This is a genomic window from Brevibacillus invocatus (assembly GCF_003710915.1).
GTDB lineage: Bacteria > Bacillota > Bacilli > Brevibacillales > Brevibacillaceae > Brevibacillus > Brevibacillus invocatus.
This window is the reverse complement of record NZ_RHHR01000010.1, coordinates 131,422-148,900: the sequence shown is the minus strand read 5'-3', so window position 1 is coordinate 148,900 and position 17,479 is coordinate 131,422. Positions and strand designations below refer to the sequence as shown.

Below are 17,479 nucleotides of genomic sequence, written 5' to 3'. Positions count from 1 at the left end.
GGGGGACCAGTGAGCTTGCGAATAATCTCCTCCCAAACTCCGTCTTAAGTCGGGGAACTGGTTCCACCTCCTGCCCGGTTAATCGCTTGGCGGATTTTGCTAAAGTGGGAAGGGGAGGTCAAGATGAGAGACTTATTTTACACAGGAATCATACATAATTGGAAGCGAGTTCTGGTAGTTTGCAGCTTGCTTGGTATCCTCTCACTGCTTATCTTTCCCCCTAAAAATGCACAAGGAGGGAAGGCGGAGCCTGGGCAGAGCAGTCAATTGCAAGCGGTAGACCACTATTTGGATGAGGCAATTCGCAAACTGGGTGTCCCAGGTGGTTCTGCGGCACTGGTGTATCAAGGAGAGCAAGTGTACTCCCGTTCATGGGGGATAACAGGAGAGAGTGAACAGACTGTCACGAACGAGACGCCTTTTCTTATCGGTTCTCTCAGCAAAACGCTTACGGCATATGGGATCATGCGACTCGTCGATGAAGGGAAAGTACGGCTCGATGTCCCCGTCCAACAATATCTTCCGTGGTTTTCTTTACCTGACGCCAAAGCAGCTTCACAGATTACGATTCATCAGGTGCTGACACAAACAAGCGGAATGAGCGAAAGCGCCGGATTGAACATAGCAGATCAAGGTGCTAGCGACCAGTTAGCCATCCAGCGTACGGTAAGAGCGCTTGCAAAAGAACCGCTTGAGGCAGCTTCAGGTAACCGGCATATTTACAGCAACGCCAATTATGCCGTGCTAGGTGCAGTGATCGAGGAAGTAAGCGGTATGACCTATGCTGAGTTTATGGAATCCTCGATCTTTTCTTCATTGGAAATGAAGCATTCAGCGGCAACGGTACGCCAGGCAGAAGCTATAGGCTGGGAGCCCGGATTTCGATCCTGGCTGGGTTTGTCCATCCCGAGTCCCATTCCGTATGATAATGGCGGTGCTCCTTATGGCTATGTGGTATCCAGCTCCTCCGATCTGGCGAAGTTCTTGATTGCAATGCAAGAACCGGGAAAGGTGATCTCAGCCGATCGGACAAAGGAAATGATTCAGCCAGCCGTATCGGTCCGTGCGAACCATTATTACGGATACGGCTGGAGAATCACACAAACGGACACGGGGGAGACTCGCATCTGGCACGCTGGATCTTCGCCTGATGCTCGGTCAGAAATGGTTTGGCTGCCGGAATCAGGCTGGGGGATTGTGCTCCTGACCAATCAAAACAATCGTTTGGAGGAGGCCCGTCTGTCCATCGTGGCAACAGGCATTCAGGATATCCTGCTCGGATCGGAGGCTACACCCATTTCGTTTCCACCGATCATGGAAAGATGGCTGGCTGTAGGGGGAGTGCTTGTATTAATGGCGATCACGGTCTGGCTATTGACTTCCTTTCGTCGCGGGATGGAGACCAAGCTGCGTAGATGGGTGTGGTTCACCCTAGGAGGCGTATTTTTCTCATTGGCTGGCCTTGTCATTCCTGTTCTGCTCTACTTGACGCAAGTGAGCTGGCACACCGTTTCCTTGTTTGTTCCCGATCTGGCTGAGATGGTATTGCTCATGGTCATCTTCTTGTCGATGAATGGGGTTCTTTCTTTAATCAAAGCAAGTACGATACCGTCAATAAAGGACATACAAAAAAGCTGACTCCCCGAAGGAATCAGCTTTTTATCTTTTCGGCGTTTACGCTTTTGCGCCAGCTGCTTGCAGTTTTGCTTTTTCTTCTGCTTCTACAAAACGATTGCGTGGATGCTCACGGCATTCGTCCGAGCAGGAGCGCTTATAGGTTTGTTCACATTCTGGGCAGCAGAAGTGCTGTTTGTTGCAGAATGGATTTGCGCAGTTGAGGTAGCGGTCTTCTACCTTGCCGCAATAGTAGCAGCGGCCAATGACAACATCTTCTTCCGTGTGATTGATCGGAATGGAGATGCGCTCGTCGAACACATAGCATTTGCCATCCCAAAGGCGTCCCTGTACTTCAGGATCTTTACCATACGTGACGATTCCGCCATGTAGCTGATAGACATTTTCAAAGCCTTGGTTCAAGAGGACACCTGTCAGCTTTTCACAACGAATACCGCCTGTGCAGTAGGTGAGGACCTTTTTATCTTTGAACTGACTCATATTTTCACGAATCCATTCCGGGAACTCGCGGGAAGAATCTACTTCAGGGCGAATCGCTCCACGGAAGTGACCCAGATCGTATTCATAGTAATTGCGCCCATCCAAAATCACGACGTCATCTTGCTGCATCATTTCGTAAAACTCTTTTGGATTCAGGTAGTGGCCAGTCTTTTGGTTCGGATCGACATCGTCTTCCAAACGCCATGTAACCAGCTCTTTTTTCGCGCGGACAAACATCTTTTTAAAGGCATGCTCATCCGACTCGTCTATTTTGAACCACATGTCAGCGAAGCGCGAGTCGCTCCGTACGTAATCCATGTAGGCTTGGGTTTGCTCGATCGTGCCGGATACCGTACCGTTGATCCCTTCCGGAGCGACGATAATGCGCCCGAGAAGTCCGTTTTCTTTGCAGAACTTGAGGTGTTCGGCCGCATACTCCTCGTAATTGTCGATTGGCGTATACTTGTAGTAAAGCAAAATGCGATATGGTTTTTGTACTTGCAAGGTACAATCCCATCCTTTCTTTATTCGATTATGTTTTGTGATGCAACGGTGATTATATCATACTGAAGCTGATAAAGCGCAGAAAAAGAAAGGGAAATGTGAGCTTTCTATGAAAAATTAGCATGGCTTCCTCGAAAAGAAGAAACGGTCTTTGCCTTGCTGGTGGTTATCTCATCCTGTACACTAAGAGACGAATGCTAGGTAAAGTAGAGGAGAGACTAAGGATGAATAACAACAGCCAGCGTCTGACCACGCACGTAAAAATTAAAAAGCTCCACGAGGATGCCGTGATTCCAAAATACGCTCGCGAGTTGGATGCGGGTTTTGATTTGGTTGCCATAGAAGATACGTTGATCGCACCTGGAGAGTCAGCTAAAATTCCAACTGGACTGGCTTTCGCATTGCCGGAAGGATACGAGCTTCAGGTTCGCCCTCGTTCCGGTATCGGCGCGAAAACGAAGCTGAGACTCTCCAATGCACCGGGCACAGTGGATGCCGGATATCGCGGAGAGGTTTGTGTCCTTATCGATAATATTCGTTTTGTGTCAAATGAGCGGGGAACAGAATGCTTCGATGCCAGTGAAAAAACAATTACAGTAGAACAAGAGGTAGACAAGCATAGCTACCTGATCAGAAAAGGCGATCGAATCGCTCAAGGCGTGATCGCGCAAGTCCCGATGGCGCTCTTTGAAGTCGTAGACGAGCTCGATGAGACAGAGCGGGGCAGCGGGGGTTTTGGCAGCAGCGGCATTCAGGGATAAGTTTTCGGCTTTAATCCAACCATGATTTACAGACAAATAACAGAAGTAAGGGTTGTTTTCACGCAACCCTTACTTTTTTTTGTTCAAGCTGATGATTGGGAAATTAGTCGTGATCCTTTGGCGCTGGAATATATATGTAACACATGGACGGAAGGAGGTGAAAAAATGGCTGCTCGTTTCATCAAGATTGCCGCTTTTTACTTCGTCATCGCCATTATTTTAGGAATTGTCATGGGAATTACCAAAGCTTTTTCGTATTCTTCCGTACACGCGCATTTGAATCTGGTGGGCTGGGTATCCCTGGCCATCATCGGACTCGTGTATTATGCCTATCCTGCTGCTGGCAAGACTGCTTTGGCAACCTGGCACTTTTGGCTGCACAATATCGGTTTGCCTGTCATGCAGGGTTCGCTGTTTCTGATGCTCTATACGCAATCGGAGGGATATGTGGTAGGTACCATCATCGGTTCATTGGTATTGGGAGTGGGTATTTTGCTGTTCGCCATCAATGTATGGCAACATGCTCGGGATTAACCGAATTCTTGGCTACCCCAAAAGGTTGAGGAATACGAAGAAGTTCTCCTTTCGAGGGAGAGCTTTTTTGTATATTCCCGACTTGATTCGTGTGCCTATTTTTGTCTAGAGCGGATCGACCTCAGCACTTCGCCTACCTCTTGGGCATAGGGTAGATGAGAATATTTGCCAGAGGAACGTTTAGAAGGAGTGAATAGAAGCCGCATGAAATCTATAAAAGACCTGAACGCTGCATTATTTCGCAAGGTAGGAGTCACGCTGCTCACTTTGAGCTTAGTCGGGTGCGCATCGTCCAGTGGATCAGGAGGAGCGTCAGGCGAGGCTGGTCCCGAACTGGATTTGCTCAACGTGTCCTACGATCCTACGCGGGAGTTTTATCAGGATGTTAACAAAATGTTCATGGAAGAGTGGAATGAAAAAACGGGCCAGTCATTGACGATCAAACAATCACATGGCGGGTCAGGCAAACAGTCGCGTTCGGTGATTGACGGGTTGGAGGCAGATGTGGTGACGCTCGCACTGGCCTACGATATTGATGCGATGGCAGAGCGAGGACTTATTGCAGCAGATTGGCAAAAGAAACTTCCAGACAACAGCTCACCCTACACTTCCACGATCGTCTTCCTCACGAGAAAAGGAAACCCCAAGCAGATCAAAGACTGGGATGACCTGATCAAACCGGGTATCGCCGTCATTACCCCCAATCCCAAGACTTCTGGAGGAGCTCGTTGGAACTACCTAGCCGCATGGGGATATGCATTGAAGAAGCATCAAGGAGATGAAGCCAAAGCAAAGGAGTTCGTCACCAGCTTGTTCAAAAATGTTCCTGTTCTGGATTCGGGCGCGCGCGGCGCGACCACGACGTTTGTCGAACGCGGAATCGGAGACGTCTTGATCGCGTGGGAAAACGAGGCGTATCTTGCTGTCAACCAGCTTGGGCAAGACAAATTTGAAATTGTCAATCCGTCTATGAGTATTTTAGCCGAACCACCTGTCACCGTAGTGGACAAAAACGTGGATAAACATGGAACGCGTCCTGTCGCTGAAGCATATTTGCAGTTCCTCTACAGTAAGGAAGGTCAGGAAATCGCCGCCAAGCATTATTATCGACCGCGCTCGGAAGAGGTTTTGAAAGCACATACGCCAGCATTTCCAGAGATCGAAATGTTTACGATCGACGAAGTATTTGGCGGATGGACAAAAGCACAAAAGCAGCATTTTGCCGATCAGGGAGTTTTTGACCAGATCTATAAACCATAAACACATGTATACAAGAGGAGCAACTTCATGAAAAGTAAATCATCGCGAAACAGAGGATTTCTGCCAGGCTTTGGTTTGACGATGGGTTATACCGTCATCTATCTTAGCCTCCTGGTGCTCATCCCGCTGTCAGTCCTGTTCTTGAAGGCTTCTACCATGAGCTGGGGTGAGTTCGTCGGCACCATTCTCGATGATCGTGTCTTGGCTTCCATTCGGGTTAGCGTCGTTACCTCTTTTTTGGCTGCATGCATGAATGCCGTTTTTGGTGTGTTGGTTGCGTGGGTGCTGGCTAGGTACCAGTTTGTGGGGAAAAGGTTTATCGATGGCATTGTGGATCTTCCGTTCGCTCTGCCCACGGCAGTGGGGGGAATCGCCCTGACATCGATCTATGCGGAAAATGGGTGGATCGGCCAGTATGCTGCGGAGTGGGGAATCAAGATCGCTTACACACCATTGGGTATCTGGGTTGCTCTTACGTTTATTGGGCTGCCATTCGTTGTGCGTACCGTCCAACCGGTACTGCAGGATTGGGATTTGCAAATGGAGGAAGCGGCTGCGACCTTGGGAGCAACACGTTGGAATACCTTTATCCGGGTGATATTACCCCATCTCTTGCCCGCAGTAATCACAGGGTTTGCTCTCGCTTTTGCCCGTGCTCTTGGAGAGTATGGTTCCGTCGTCTTCATCTCAGGGAACATGCCGCTCAAGACAGAAATCGTGCCATTACTGATCATGACCAAGTTGGAGCAGTTCGACTACGCTGGTGCAACTGCCATCGCGACCGTGATGCTGGTGGCTTCCTTCATCATGCTGTTGATCATTAACTATTTGCAGTGGCGAATTAATAAATTCGATGCCGCACGCTAGGAGGTGTAACCGCTGAAGCACATTACAGAATCTGCCGCGATTCGTTGGCTGCTGATCAGTGTTGCTCTGCTTTTTCTTGTGCTGTTTTTGATTTTGCCCTTGATCGCGGTGTTTATGGAGGCGTTCAAGCAAGGAACGGCTGTCTTCCTTTCAGCGATTATGGAGGAAGAGACGTTTTCTGCGGTGAAGCTGACTCTGCTGGTAGCAGCTATTACCGTCCCGCTTAACGTCACCTTTGGTGTGGCTGCAGCTTGGGCGATCGCCAAATTTTCCTTTCGAGGCAAAAATGTGCTGTTGACCCTGATTGATCTTCCGTTTGCCGTTTCCCCCGTGATCGCGGGTCTGATTTTTGTGTTGCTATTCGGGAGTCAGGGGATCGCATATCCTTGGTTGGAGGCAAATGACATTAAGATCATCTTTGCTGTTCCGGGGATCATCTTGGCGACTACCTTTGTGACCTTTCCGTTTGTTGCAAGAGAGCTGATCCCAATCATGGAGGCGCAAGGAAAGGATGAGGAAGAGGCAGCTGTCTCGTTGGGAGCGAGCGGCTGGAAGACATTTTTACGCGTGACGCTCCCCAATGTCAAATGGGGGTTGCTGTACGGTGTGATTCTTTGCAATGCCCGAGCGATGGGCGAATTCGGGGCGGTTTCCGTCGTTTCTGGTCATATTCGCGGCATGACCAATACCTTGCCCCTGCACGTCGAAATCCTCTACAACGAATATCAATTCGCGGCTGCGTTTGCTGTCGCCACGCTACTGGCAGCACTTGCCCTTGTCACCTTGATCATCAAGAGCCTGATTGAGTGGAAAACGCAGAGAGAGTCGGGAGGAGAACACGTTTAACTAACTGGTGTGAGGAGAGAGAACGGATGAGTATAGAGGTTGTGAATATCACAAAATCCTACAAGAACTTCACGGCTCTGAAGGAAGTAAGCCTGCACATTCCGGAAGGTGAATTGGTTGCGCTCCTGGGCCCATCCGGTTCTGGAAAAACAACCTTGCTTCGCCTGATCGCCGGACTGGAACAGCCTGATACCGGGGCTATCCTTTTTCATGGCGAGGACAACACCAATCGAGATGTGCGTGAACGTCAGGTAGGCTTTGTGTTCCAACATTATGCCTTGTTTCGGCATATGACGATTTTTGACAATATCGCATTTGGCCTCTCTGTTCGCAGCCGCAAGACAAGACCGAGCAAGCAGGAGATTAAGGAAAGAGTTCATTTGCTCCTTCGCTTGGTCCAACTGGACGGCTTGGCTCATCGTTATCCGTCCCAGCTCTCGGGAGGGCAAAGACAGCGTGTGGCATTGGCTCGCGCGTTGGCGGTGGAACCCAAATTTCTCTTGTTAGATGAACCGTTTGGTGCATTGGATACCAAAGTGAGGCAGGAGTTGCGGCGTTGGCTCCGTCATTTGCATGAGAAGCTTGGCTTGACCATCTTGTTCGTCACGCACGATCAGGAGGAAGCAATGGAGCTGGCTGACCAAGTTGTGGTCATGAATGAAGGGCGGGTGGAGCAAGTCGGCTCACCAGAGGAAATTTACCACTTGCCAGCCAATCCATTCGTCTACAGTTTTCTCGGCAGGGTCAATCTGTTTCGGGGGCGGATTCGCGATGGAAAAGTAAGACTGGGCGAAGCGGAATTTGAGACAGAGTGGGAGCATAATTCGGGTGAACTGCCGGCTGTAGGCTACATGCGGCCACACGATGTAGAAATCGCTCTAGCGCCAGGCGATGGTCACTTTGTTCAAGCGAGAATTCAACATATTTCACCGTTGGGTCCAATCGTCCGTCTGGATCTGAGAAGATTGGATACGGATGAGCTGTTTGAAGCAGAGTTGAGCCATCAGCGCTTCAGCGAGCTGCATGTCGAAGAAAAAAGTACCGTCTTCGTCAAACTGAACAACCTTTCCTTTTATGTGGAGTCTCCGGCGGCGACCACTCCCCGTCCCACGTTTTTACCTATCCAAGCCAGCTTTTGAGTCATGAACATACAAAAAACCGGCCAACTCTCATGCTGTTGACCGGTTTTTTGCCTTTCGAAATGAGCGCTATTCACCGCGCTGCTTGGAACGCGTCTCTTCTTTGCCAACGGTCGTGGAGGATCTGGTTTGAGACGGGTTTTCCTTGTTGCCCATCTCATTTTTTACACCGTTTTGCTTGGACATCGTGCTCCCTCCTTCCTGTCATGAGGTACAATTCCCAGCTAGGATGCCCTGATCCTGTCCATTCTATAGCGAGATGGGGCATCTCTTTTTGCCAAAATCACGTTTTTCTGATAAGATAAGTGTTTGAACGATTCGAAAAGGTAGGTATAGAGATGATAAGCACTCAGAACGTGACGCTTCGCTACGGCAAACGCGCCTTGTTTGAAGATGTATCCATCAAGTTTACTCCCGGTAACTGCTATGGTTTGATCGGTGCCAATGGTGCCGGTAAGTCTACATTCGTCAAAATTCTCTCCGGAGAGATCGAGCCTACCAGTGGTCACGTCTCTGTCACACCAGGAGAGCGCATTGCTGTTCTCAAGCAGAACCACTACGAGTTCGATGAATTCGAAGTGTTGAAGACGGTCATCATGGGTCATAAAAGACTTTATGAGATCATGGAACAAAAAAATGCACTATACATGAAGGAAGACTTCTCTGAAGCTGACGGCATCCTGGCCTCGCAGCTCGAAGGGGAGTTTGAAGAATTAAATGGTTGGATGGCAGAAGCGGATGCAGCGGGATTACTGATTGGCTTGGGAATCCCAACTGATCTGCACGACAAGAAGATGGAGGACCTGGCCGGTAATGAGAAGGTTCGTGTCCTTTTGGCACAGGCCTTGTTTGGCAATCCACACATCTTGCTGCTGGATGAGCCAACCAACCACCTGGACATCGAGTCGATCCGTTGGCTGGAGAACTTCCTGATGGATTATGAGAATACCGTCATCGTGGTATCCCATGACCGTCACTTCTTGAACAAGGTATGTACCCACATCGCGGATATTGACTTCGGCAAAATCCAGATGTACGTGGGGAACTACGACTTCTGGTACGAATCCAGCCAATTGGCGCTGAAGATGGTTCGCGACCAGAACAAGAAGAAAGAAGAAAAAATGAAAGAGCTGCAGGAGTTCATTGCGCGATTCTCGGCGAATGCCTCCAAATCCAAGCAAGCGACCTCGCGTAAAAAGCTGTTGGAAAAAATCAGCTTGGAAGATATTCGTCCATCGAGCCGCAAATATCCCTTCATCAACTTCAAGCCAGAACGTGAAGCGGGTAAAAACCTGTTGGCTATTGAAGGCTTGAGCAAAACGATTGAGGGAGAGAAGCTGTTTGAAAATCTTCATCTCGCCATTAACAAAGGAGATAAAGTGGCATTCGTCGGGCCGAATGAGCTGGCAAAAACCACGTTTTTCCGTGTTGTGATGGGCGAAGTCGAGGCAGACAGCGGTACGTACGAGTGGGGCGTTACGACGTCTCAAGCGTACTTCCCGAAAGACAACTCGGAATACTTCGAGACGGACCTTAATCTGGTGGATTGGCTGCGCCAGTATTCGAAGGAGCAAGACGAAACCTTTATCCGCGGTTTCCTGGGACGTATGCTCTTCTCCGGGGATGAAGCCCTGAAGAAGGCAAATGTATTGTCCGGGGGAGAAAAAGTGCGTTGCATGCTTTCCAAGATGATGCTGGCAAGTGCCAACGTGCTGATCCTGGATGAGCCGACCAACCACTTGGACTTGGAATCGATCACGGCACTCAATAACGGTCTTATCGATTTTGATGGCACCATGCTGTTCGTATCGCATGACCACCAGTTCGTGCAAACGATCGCCAACCGGATCATCGAATTTACGCCAAAAGGTGTCATTGACAAGATGATGACCTACGATGAGTATCTCGAGAGCGACGAGATCAAACGTCTTCGTGACGAGCATTACGCGTAAGTAGAAAAAAGTAGCCCTTGATTACTGCCATAAAAAGGTAGTCAAGGGCTTTTTTGCGTGGATCACGCTTCTTCGATAAACTCCACCTTATTCAGAAAGGCTTCCTTGCTTGGGTAAATGACCCGCTCCTTGCGAGGAAAAGTAAAATAGACCACGATGTACTGCTCATCTATGTATTCGACAATCCCACGCTTTTTCGGTCCTTCTTTCATCTTCACACGCTTGTTTAGCCATTTGTCCATTCGTCAAAACCTCCCGAAACTGTCCGATTCATTATAGCAGATTCTTGGACGTGTATTCATTCGGTAAGGCGTCTTGACCGGGAAAAGGAGACTAGTTGCTGGACGAGCGGAATACGATGTCAGTAAGGAGGCGAAGTCCAAGATGAACCAGATAGACGGGGCTTTTACCATTCAGCAAGACCGGTTGAAAAGACGAATTGAGGAATTGGCCGAGGTCGGAAAACTTGGAGAAACGGGTGTATGTCGGCTGGCCTTGTCGGCAGAAGACCGGGCCGGTGTGGAACTGGTGCGCGGGTGGATGGAGGAAGCGGGATTGCAGACACGGATCGATCACTTCGGCAATCTGATCGGGCGGTTGGACGGTCGTAATCCGGATGCCCCAATCCTGATGATCGGCTCCCATATTGATTCTCAGCCATACGGAGGACGATTTGACGGAACCATTGGGGTACTCGGAGGATTGGAAGTCCTGCAAACCATGAATGAGCGGGGAATTGTGCCTGATCAGCCCATCGAGGTCGTTGCCTTTTGCGATGAGGAGGGATGTCGGTTCCAGAAAGGTTTGTTCGGTTCTCGGGGAATCCTTGGTAAGCTGGAGCCAGACGAGCTGGAGCGCACGGACAAAAACGGGATCACACGCAGGCAAGCGCTACTTGATTTTGGATGTGATCCAGATAGATTTGAGGAATCTCTCTATGCACAGGGAAGGATCGGGGCTTACTTGGAGCTGCATATTGAGCAGGGCCCGATTCTCGATAAAATGGAGGAGCCAGTAGGAATCGTCTCGGCGATCTCAGGACCGCTCTGGTGGACAGTAGAAATGACAGGATTCGCTGGCCACGCCGGTTCGGTACCGATGCTTATGAGGCAGGATGCCTTGCTTGGCGCTGCAAAAGTGATCGTAGCTCTCAACGATTTGGCCAAACTCGATCCGGCAGCACCGACGGTCGGTACCGTAGGACATCTGCAGGTGTTTCCTGATTCGCGCAACATAATCCCTGAAAAAGTGAGCTTCACCGTTGATTTGCGTGATATTGATTTGCATAGGCGAGATCAGCGGGAGCAGGAATTGCGGCAGGAAATCGAACAGATCGCAATGCAGCATGGTTTACGCTATACCATCACGGAAGATACCAATAGTAAACCTCGCTATTGCGCCCCCTGGATCAAAGACATCATTCGCGAAGAAAGCACCAAACTAAATCTTCGTGCTCCAGAACTGATGAGTGGACCTTTTCATGATGCGCTAGCCCTTTCGTATGTATGTGATTACGCGATGATTTTTGTGCGCTGCCGTGATGGGATCAGCCACAATCCGCAGGAATACGCCAACTACGAAGATATCGCCTGCGGTACCCAGCTGCTGTACAAAACCGTGCAGCGTATGTGCGCAACCTGACGAATTCTGGGAAAAATATACAAAGCGTGACGTGTTGAAAAAGTATGTTATAATGGCAACAACTGAATACCAGCCTTCAGGGTAGGGTGCAATTCCCGACCGGCGGTAATGACGAACGCACGTCTGAGCCCGCGACTCGCCGCTTGTTGTTTGGGCGGCGACTGACTTGGTGCAATTCCAAGGCCGACGGTAAAGTCCGGATGGGAGAAGGTATTTGGATTAGTCTTTTGGAGCTGTTTTTTTGAAAAACGGCTTGAAAAAGGCTTGTTTTTCGATGCCCTGAGTAGATCTTGCTCAAGGGCTTTTTATTTTTTCAGAGAGGAGGGGCAAGGGTAAAGTCTGAATTTCATAGGCACAATCTTCAGGGCAAGGTGAAATTCCTGACCGGCGGTAATGGCGCAATGCGTCTGAGCCCGCGACTCGTCATCCAAGCGTGATCGGTTTGACGACTGATCTGGTGAAATTCCAGAGCCGACGGTAAAGTCCGGATGGGAGAAGATGAGTTGTGCTTTCTCTAGTCTTCGTTTTTGAAAAACGGCTAGAGCAAGGCTTCTTTCCCTATGCCCTGATACCTGAATGGTGTCGGGGTTTTCTTATTTCTTGCGACCGTGCCTAGAAAGGGAGAGGAATGGATGAAAACGGATATTGACTATATGAGCATGGCGATCGATTTGGCGAAATCTGCAAAAGGACAAACAAGCCCCAATCCACTCGTAGGAGCGATCGTTGTCAAAAATGGAACCATTGTAGGCATGGGTGCTCATCTGAGAGCAGGAGAGCCGCATGCGGAGATCCATGCGTTGAAGATGGCAGGAAATCAAGCAGTGGGCTCGACCCTGTACGTTTCCCTGGAGCCTTGCAGCCACCATGGAAAAACGCCCCCTTGTACCGATGCGATTCTATCTTCTGGCGTTCGAAAAGTCGTAGTGGCTACGAAGGACCCCAACCCTCTGGTAGCTGGTTCTGGTGTGGATAAGCTGAAAGACGCTGGATTGGAAGTAGTCGTTGGAATCCAGGAGCAGGAAGCGATACAGCTGAACGAAGTTTTTTTCCATTACGTACAGACCAGCCGTCCTTTTGTCACGCTGAAGACAGCCAGTACACTGGATGGAAAAATTGCGACATGTACGGGGCATAGTCGGTGGATAACGGGTGTGGCATCGCGTGAAGAGGTGCATGATCTGCGAAGAATGCACGATGCCATTCTGGTTGGCGTCGGAACGGTATTGTCGGATGATCCGGAACTGACGGCTCGACATGCTGGATCCATAGCTGGAAAACAGCCGATCCGTATCATTCTGGATCGCCAGCTGCGTACACCACTGAATGCCCGTGTCACGCAGTGCGAAGATGCGAAGACCTGGATCATAACCACTTCAGCATCAAGCCAGAAGAAGACAGAAGAACTTACCGCAAAAGGGGTAATGGTGATCACGCTTGATGGAGAACTTCAGATCAATCATGTTCTAGCCGTGCTTGGGGAGAGAGGGATTACCTCCCTGCTAGTAGAGGGTGGGGCAGAAATCAACGCCGCTTTTTTGCAAGCTAAGGCAATCCAAAAAATCATCAGCTATGTATCACTCAAGCTAGTGGGCGGCAAAGCAGCGCCCTCTATATTTGGCGGCATTGGATATGCCAGCATGGACGATGCTGTCAGATTGGTGCATACCGAGATTAAACCTATAGACGAACAAGACATCCGCATAGTCGGGTACCCGCAGTGGATGGTAGGAAGGGGGCAGTAACATGTTTACAGGCTTGGTAGAGGAGATCGGAATCGTAGAATCCATCACCGGAAATCAGGAGGCATGCCGTTTGCGAATTCGTGCTCAAAAGGTGCTGGAAGGAGTCAGTATTGGCGACAGCATCTCGGTCAACGGTATTTGCCTGACAGTGACCTCCTTTTCTTTGCGTCATTTTGAAGTGGATGTCATGCCTGAAACGCTTCGCCATACCAGTTTGCGACAGCTCCAGCGCGGCCAAAAGGTCAATCTGGAACGGGCCATGAAGCTCGGTGATCGTTTTGGCGGCCATCTTGTATCTGGACACGTGGATGGTACGGGAACCATTTTGTCTCTGCAGTTGCATGCCAATGCTGTACGGTTTCGAATTGAAGCGACAGCCGAACTGCTTAGGTACATCATTCCACGCGGCTCAATATGCATCGATGGCATTAGTCTGACGGTGGTGGATGTGAATGAATCGAGCTTTTCAGTCTCCATCATCCCGCATACTTTGGCTTCGACCAGTCTTCAGGACCGCAAACCAGGAGATCGGGTGAATCTGGAGGCAGACATGATCGGGAAATACGTGGAACGACTTTTGCTTCATCCGAGGAATGAACAAAAAGCGGACAAGCCACAAATGGCAAGCCAAAGCCGGCTGAATCTGTCTTTCTTGCAGGAAAACGGATTCGCCTAAAAGGAGGGAACCAGCAAAATGTTTCATCACATAGAGGAAGTGTTGAAAGATTTGCGTCAGGGCAAAGCAGTCATCGTGGTGGATGATGAGGATCGTGAAAATGAAGGTGATTTTGTCTGCATGGCAGAGTATGCGACACCTGAGATGATCAATTTTATGGTGACGCACGGACGGGGCCTGGTTTGTGTCCCTGTGACAGAGGAACACGCGGGGAGACTTCAGCTGAAACCGATGGTCGAAACCAATACGGACAAGCAGGGAACCGCATTCACCATCTCCATCGATGAAAGGAGTACGCATACCGGAATCTCTGCCCAGGAGCGTTCCGCCACCGTCCTCGCGATGCTGGATGAGTCCAAGCATGCTGATGACTTTCGGCGACCTGGTCATATTTTTCCGTTAGTAGCCAAGCGAGGTGGTGTTCTCCGAAGAGCTGGACATACAGAAGCAGCAGTTGATTTGGCACAGCTGGCAGGAGGTGTACCTGCTGGAGTCATCTGCGAAATCATGAATGAAGATGGCTCGATGGCGCGCCTGCCGCAGCTGGAAGAGATCGCACAACGCTTTGACCTCAAACTGATCAGCATAGCGGAACTGATCCGCTATCGGATGCAGACCGAGTCGTTGATAAAAAGGGAAGTAGTCGCCAAGCTGCCTAGCGCGTACGGAGATTTTCGCATCGCTGCCTACACGAATCAACTGGATGGCAAGGAGCATGTCGCCTTGATCAAGGGTGAGATTTCACCTGATGAGCCCATCCTGGTACGCGTCCATTCCGAGTGTCTGACAGGAGATGTATTCGGCTCATTGCGTTGCGATTGTGGACCACAGCTGCATGCGGCACTGGAGCAGATCGAGGCAGAGGGACGTGGCGTGCTTTTATACATGCGACAAGAAGGACGTGGGATCGGCTTGATCAACAAGCTCCGCGCCTATACCCTGCAAGAGCAAGGCATGGATACTGTTGAAGCCAATCAAAAGCTCGGGTTCGGTGCTGATTTGCGCGAGTATGGCATCGGTGCGCAAATATTGCGCGACTTGGGTGTGAACCGCATGCGTTTATTGACGAACAACCCGAGAAAAATTCGCGGGCTGGAAGGGTATGGATTGCATGTCTTAGAGCGTGTTCCGATTCAAATGCCTGAACATCCTCATAACAAGAAATACTTGACGACCAAGCAGGAAAAACTGGGTCATCTTCTACACTATTAATCACGAGGAGTGTGCAATAAATGAGAACATTTGAAGGAAATCTGGTAGGAACAGGATTGCGAATTGGCATAGTGGCTGGAAGATTTAATGAATTGATCGTCCAAAAGCTGGTAGGTGGCGCTTTGGATGCTCTCAAACGTCACGGGATTGAAGAGAAGCAGATCGATGTCGCCTGGGTACCGGGTGCCTTTGAAATCTCCTTGATTGCCAAAAAAATGGCAGAATCCGGCCGCTACGATGCTGTGGTGACCCTGGGCGCGGTGATTCGAGGTGCTACACCTCATTTTGATTACGTCTGCAGCGAATGCGCCAAAGGGGTTGCTGCTGCCTCCATGCAAACAGGCATACCGGTCATTTTCGGGGTGCTTACGACGGACTCCATCGAACAAGCGATTGAGCGAGCAGGCACTAAAGCAGGAAACAAAGGCTGGGATGCCGCTGTATCGGCGATTGAGATGGCGAATCTTTCCAAACAATTTTCATAAGCTGAGCTGGAGTAATCGGGAATGATGGTAGAGGAGCGCCTCCTCCGTGTGTGGGGGTGCGCTCCTCCTGATTTCTTCGCGGCAACAAGTGTTGAAAGGAGAGACATTATAATCTGTTTTTGATATATTGAATCTGATGTACATATAGAGGATGCCAGGAGGAGCAGACATGAAAATGCGCGTATCTGCTGTGCAGTACCATTTGCACACCATACATACTTTTGAAGAATTTGCCCATCAGGTTGAACACTACGTCAAAAACGCTGACGAGTACGATACAGAGTTTCTGCTCTTTCCTGAACTCTTCACGACACAGTTGATGTCCATTGGAGATGAACAAGGCAATGCTTTGCCGATTACTGCCTTGCCGAACTTCACCGAGCAGTACGTCGAGTTGTTTCGTTCCCTAGCTGCCAAGTACCAGATGCATTTGATCGGCGGTACCCACATCATCGAAGAAAATGGCAAGCTGTACAATACGGCCTTTTTGTTTTATCCCGACGGACGTATCGGCCAGCAGAAAAAAATCCATATCACGCCTTGGGAAGTCAAGGGCTGGAATATGGGGGCGGGAGATTCGCTGCAAATCTTTGATACTGACAAAGGGAAAGTAGCCATGATCATCTGCTATGATATCGAATTTCCGGAATGGGTGCGGATCGCGAAAGCACGGGGTGCAGATGTCATTTTTTGCCCGTCCTGCACCGACGATCGCCATGCTTTCCATCGTGTGCGCTACACCTCCCATGCACGTACGATAGAAAATCAGGTCTATGTGGTACTGACCGGTACAGTTGGTTCTCTGCCTACCGTAGACTTTATGCGTGCGAACTTTGGACAAGCCGCAATCCTGACCCCGAATGATGTTCCCTTCCCGCCACGTGGCATCTTAGCAGAAGGTGAGCTCAACCATGACATGCTCGTCACGGCGGATCTGGATATTCAACTGCTGTATGATGTGCGTGAGAAGGGTTCGGTAACCACCTGGCGCGACAGAAGAACAGATCTCTACCCCGACTGGAATTGATTCCTTTTCCACAGGAGGATGATTATGTACCGGAAAGAGTTGTATGTTTTTGACGGTGACCAGCCTCGCCATGCGGTGATCCGTAACTATAGGAAGGCTGATTTTACCGAACTGATACGCATTCAGGCAGAAAGCTTTCCGCCGCCGTTTCCATCAGAGCTGTGGTGGAATGAAGAGCAATTGACGAACCATGTGACTCTGTTTCCGGAAGGCGCGATCTGTGTCGAAGTCGAAGGAGTTCTGGCTGGCTCTATGACGGCCTTGCTCGTTGCTTTTGACCCAGCGAATCCCGATCACAAGTGGGAAGAAATCACCGACAATGGATATATCCGCAATCATCTTCCAGAAGGGGATACCCTGTATATCGTGGACATTTGTATTCGTCCGAGCTACCGCAAGCTGAGATTGGGACAATGCATGATGCAGGCGATGTACGAGCTGGTGATTGAAAAAGGGCTCCAACGCCTCTTGGGTGGAGGTCGGATGCCGGGATACGGACGCTTTGCGGATCAAATGACACCGGAAGAGTATTTGGAACGTGTGGTCAAAGGGGAAGTAAAGGACCCGGTCATCACCTTTCTGATGCGCTGTGGTCGAACGCCCGTCAAGGTCGTAGCGGACTATCTGGAGGACGAGGAATCACGCAATTACGCGACATTGATGGAATGGAAAAACCCATTTATCCAAAATACAATCCCTTAGGGAGGACAAGAAA

The 17,479-nt window shown here is 49.8% G+C and carries 17 protein-coding genes and 2 riboswitches; of the genes, 15 read left to right on the top strand and 2 right to left on the bottom strand.

Features of this window, described 5'->3' with window-relative positions:
• Positions 1 to 123: 123 nt before the first annotated feature.
• Entirely contained in the window at positions 124 to 1,638 is a 1,515-nt protein-coding gene (locus EDM52_RS06740; RefSeq protein WP_122908252.1) for a serine hydrolase domain-containing protein, read from the top strand.
• A gap of 36 nt (positions 1,639 to 1,674) precedes the next feature.
• Here EDM52_RS06740 and trhO read toward each other — a convergent pair whose 3' ends face one another.
• Complete coding sequence (gene trhO, locus EDM52_RS06735; RefSeq protein WP_057133973.1) at positions 1,675 to 2,619, bottom strand: oxygen-dependent tRNA uridine(34) hydroxylase TrhO; 945 nt, start codon at positions 2,617 to 2,619, stop codon at positions 1,675 to 1,677.
• Between the two features lie 224 nt (positions 2,620 to 2,843).
• On the opposite strand from trhO, the gene dut reads away from it, so the two are divergent.
• The 7 genes from dut to EDM52_RS06700 all read left to right on the top strand — a co-directional run bounded on the left by dut (position 2,844) and on the right by EDM52_RS06700 (position 9,978).
• On the top strand, positions 2,844 to 3,380 hold the full coding sequence (dut, locus tag EDM52_RS06730) for a dUTP diphosphatase (protein WP_057134006.1): 537 nt from the start codon (positions 2,844 to 2,846) through the stop codon (positions 3,378 to 3,380).
• 165 nt (positions 3,381 to 3,545) lie between these two features.
• The gene (locus EDM52_RS06725) at positions 3,546 to 3,914 is read left to right on the top strand and encodes a cytochrome-c oxidase (RefSeq protein WP_122908251.1); all 369 of its coding nucleotides are present in this window, start codon (positions 3,546 to 3,548) and stop codon (positions 3,912 to 3,914) included.
• Positions 3,915 to 4,118: 204 nt separating this feature from the next.
• Positions 4,119 to 5,174, top strand: a complete 1,056-nt coding sequence (locus tag EDM52_RS06720) for a sulfate ABC transporter substrate-binding protein (RefSeq protein ID WP_122908250.1) — start codon at positions 4,119 to 4,121, stop codon at positions 5,172 to 5,174.
• A 27-nt stretch (positions 5,175 to 5,201) separates the two neighbouring features.
• A complete protein-coding gene (gene cysT, locus EDM52_RS06715) occupies positions 5,202 to 6,041 on the top strand; it encodes a sulfate ABC transporter permease subunit CysT (RefSeq protein ID WP_057133968.1) in 840 nt (279 codons plus the stop codon).
• A gap of 12 nt (positions 6,042 to 6,053) precedes the next feature.
• Positions 6,054 to 6,887, top strand: a complete 834-nt coding sequence (gene cysW, locus EDM52_RS06710) for a sulfate ABC transporter permease subunit CysW (RefSeq protein ID WP_057133966.1) — start codon at positions 6,054 to 6,056, stop codon at positions 6,885 to 6,887.
• A 26-nt stretch (positions 6,888 to 6,913) separates the two neighbouring features.
• A complete protein-coding gene (locus EDM52_RS06705) occupies positions 6,914 to 8,026 on the top strand; it encodes a sulfate/molybdate ABC transporter ATP-binding protein (protein WP_122908249.1) in 1,113 nt (370 codons plus the stop codon).
• Positions 8,027 to 8,364: 338 nt separating this feature from the next.
• Complete coding sequence (locus tag EDM52_RS06700; RefSeq protein WP_122908248.1) at positions 8,365 to 9,978, top strand: ABC-F family ATP-binding cassette domain-containing protein; 1,614 nt, start codon at positions 8,365 to 8,367, stop codon at positions 9,976 to 9,978.
• Positions 9,979 to 10,040: 62 nt separating this feature from the next.
• Here the strand turns inward: EDM52_RS06700 and EDM52_RS06695 are convergent, their stop codons facing one another.
• On the bottom strand, positions 10,041 to 10,220 hold the full coding sequence (locus EDM52_RS06695; RefSeq protein ID WP_057133962.1) for a hypothetical protein: 180 nt from the start codon (positions 10,218 to 10,220) through the stop codon (positions 10,041 to 10,043).
• Positions 10,221 to 10,362: 142 nt separating this feature from the next.
• Here EDM52_RS06695 and EDM52_RS06690 point away from each other — a divergent pair, with 142 nt between their 5' ends.
• The 7 genes from EDM52_RS06690 (at position 10,363) to EDM52_RS06660 (ending at position 17,466) form a co-directional block, all read left to right on the top strand.
• Complete coding sequence (locus EDM52_RS06690) at positions 10,363 to 11,619, top strand: M20 family metallo-hydrolase (RefSeq protein ID WP_122908247.1); 1,257 nt, start codon at positions 10,363 to 10,365, stop codon at positions 11,617 to 11,619.
• Positions 11,620 to 11,687: 68 nt separating this feature from the next.
• A riboswitch (FMN riboswitch) is annotated at positions 11,688 to 11,835 on the top strand.
• Positions 11,836 to 11,972: 137 nt separating this feature from the next.
• Positions 11,973 to 12,123, top strand: a riboswitch (FMN riboswitch).
• Positions 12,124 to 12,251: 128 nt separating this feature from the next.
• On the top strand, positions 12,252 to 13,364 hold the full coding sequence (gene ribD, locus EDM52_RS06685) for a bifunctional diaminohydroxyphosphoribosylaminopyrimidine deaminase/5-amino-6-(5-phosphoribosylamino)uracil reductase RibD (RefSeq protein WP_122908246.1): 1,113 nt from the start codon (positions 12,252 to 12,254) through the stop codon (positions 13,362 to 13,364).
• A 1-nt stretch (position 13,365) separates the two neighbouring features.
• Positions 13,366 to 14,040, top strand: coding sequence for a riboflavin synthase (locus EDM52_RS06680; RefSeq protein WP_122908245.1), 675 nt, complete (start codon positions 13,366 to 13,368; stop codon positions 14,038 to 14,040).
• Positions 14,041 to 14,058: 18 nt separating this feature from the next.
• Positions 14,059 to 15,252, top strand: a complete 1,194-nt coding sequence (locus tag EDM52_RS06675; protein ID WP_057133955.1) for a bifunctional 3,4-dihydroxy-2-butanone-4-phosphate synthase/GTP cyclohydrolase II — start codon at positions 14,059 to 14,061, stop codon at positions 15,250 to 15,252.
• A 20-nt stretch (positions 15,253 to 15,272) separates the two neighbouring features.
• Positions 15,273 to 15,737 (top strand): 6,7-dimethyl-8-ribityllumazine synthase, encoded by a 465-nt coding sequence (gene ribH / locus EDM52_RS06670; protein WP_057133953.1) that lies wholly within the window; start codon positions 15,273 to 15,275, stop codon positions 15,735 to 15,737.
• Positions 15,738 to 15,906: 169 nt separating this feature from the next.
• Complete coding sequence (locus tag EDM52_RS06665) at positions 15,907 to 16,764, top strand: carbon-nitrogen hydrolase family protein (RefSeq protein ID WP_057133951.1); 858 nt, start codon at positions 15,907 to 15,909, stop codon at positions 16,762 to 16,764.
• A gap of 24 nt (positions 16,765 to 16,788) precedes the next feature.
• Positions 16,789 to 17,466, top strand: coding sequence for a GNAT family N-acetyltransferase (locus tag EDM52_RS06660; RefSeq protein WP_122908244.1), 678 nt, complete (start codon positions 16,789 to 16,791; stop codon positions 17,464 to 17,466).
• The last annotated feature ends 13 nt before the right edge of the window (positions 17,467 to 17,479 follow it).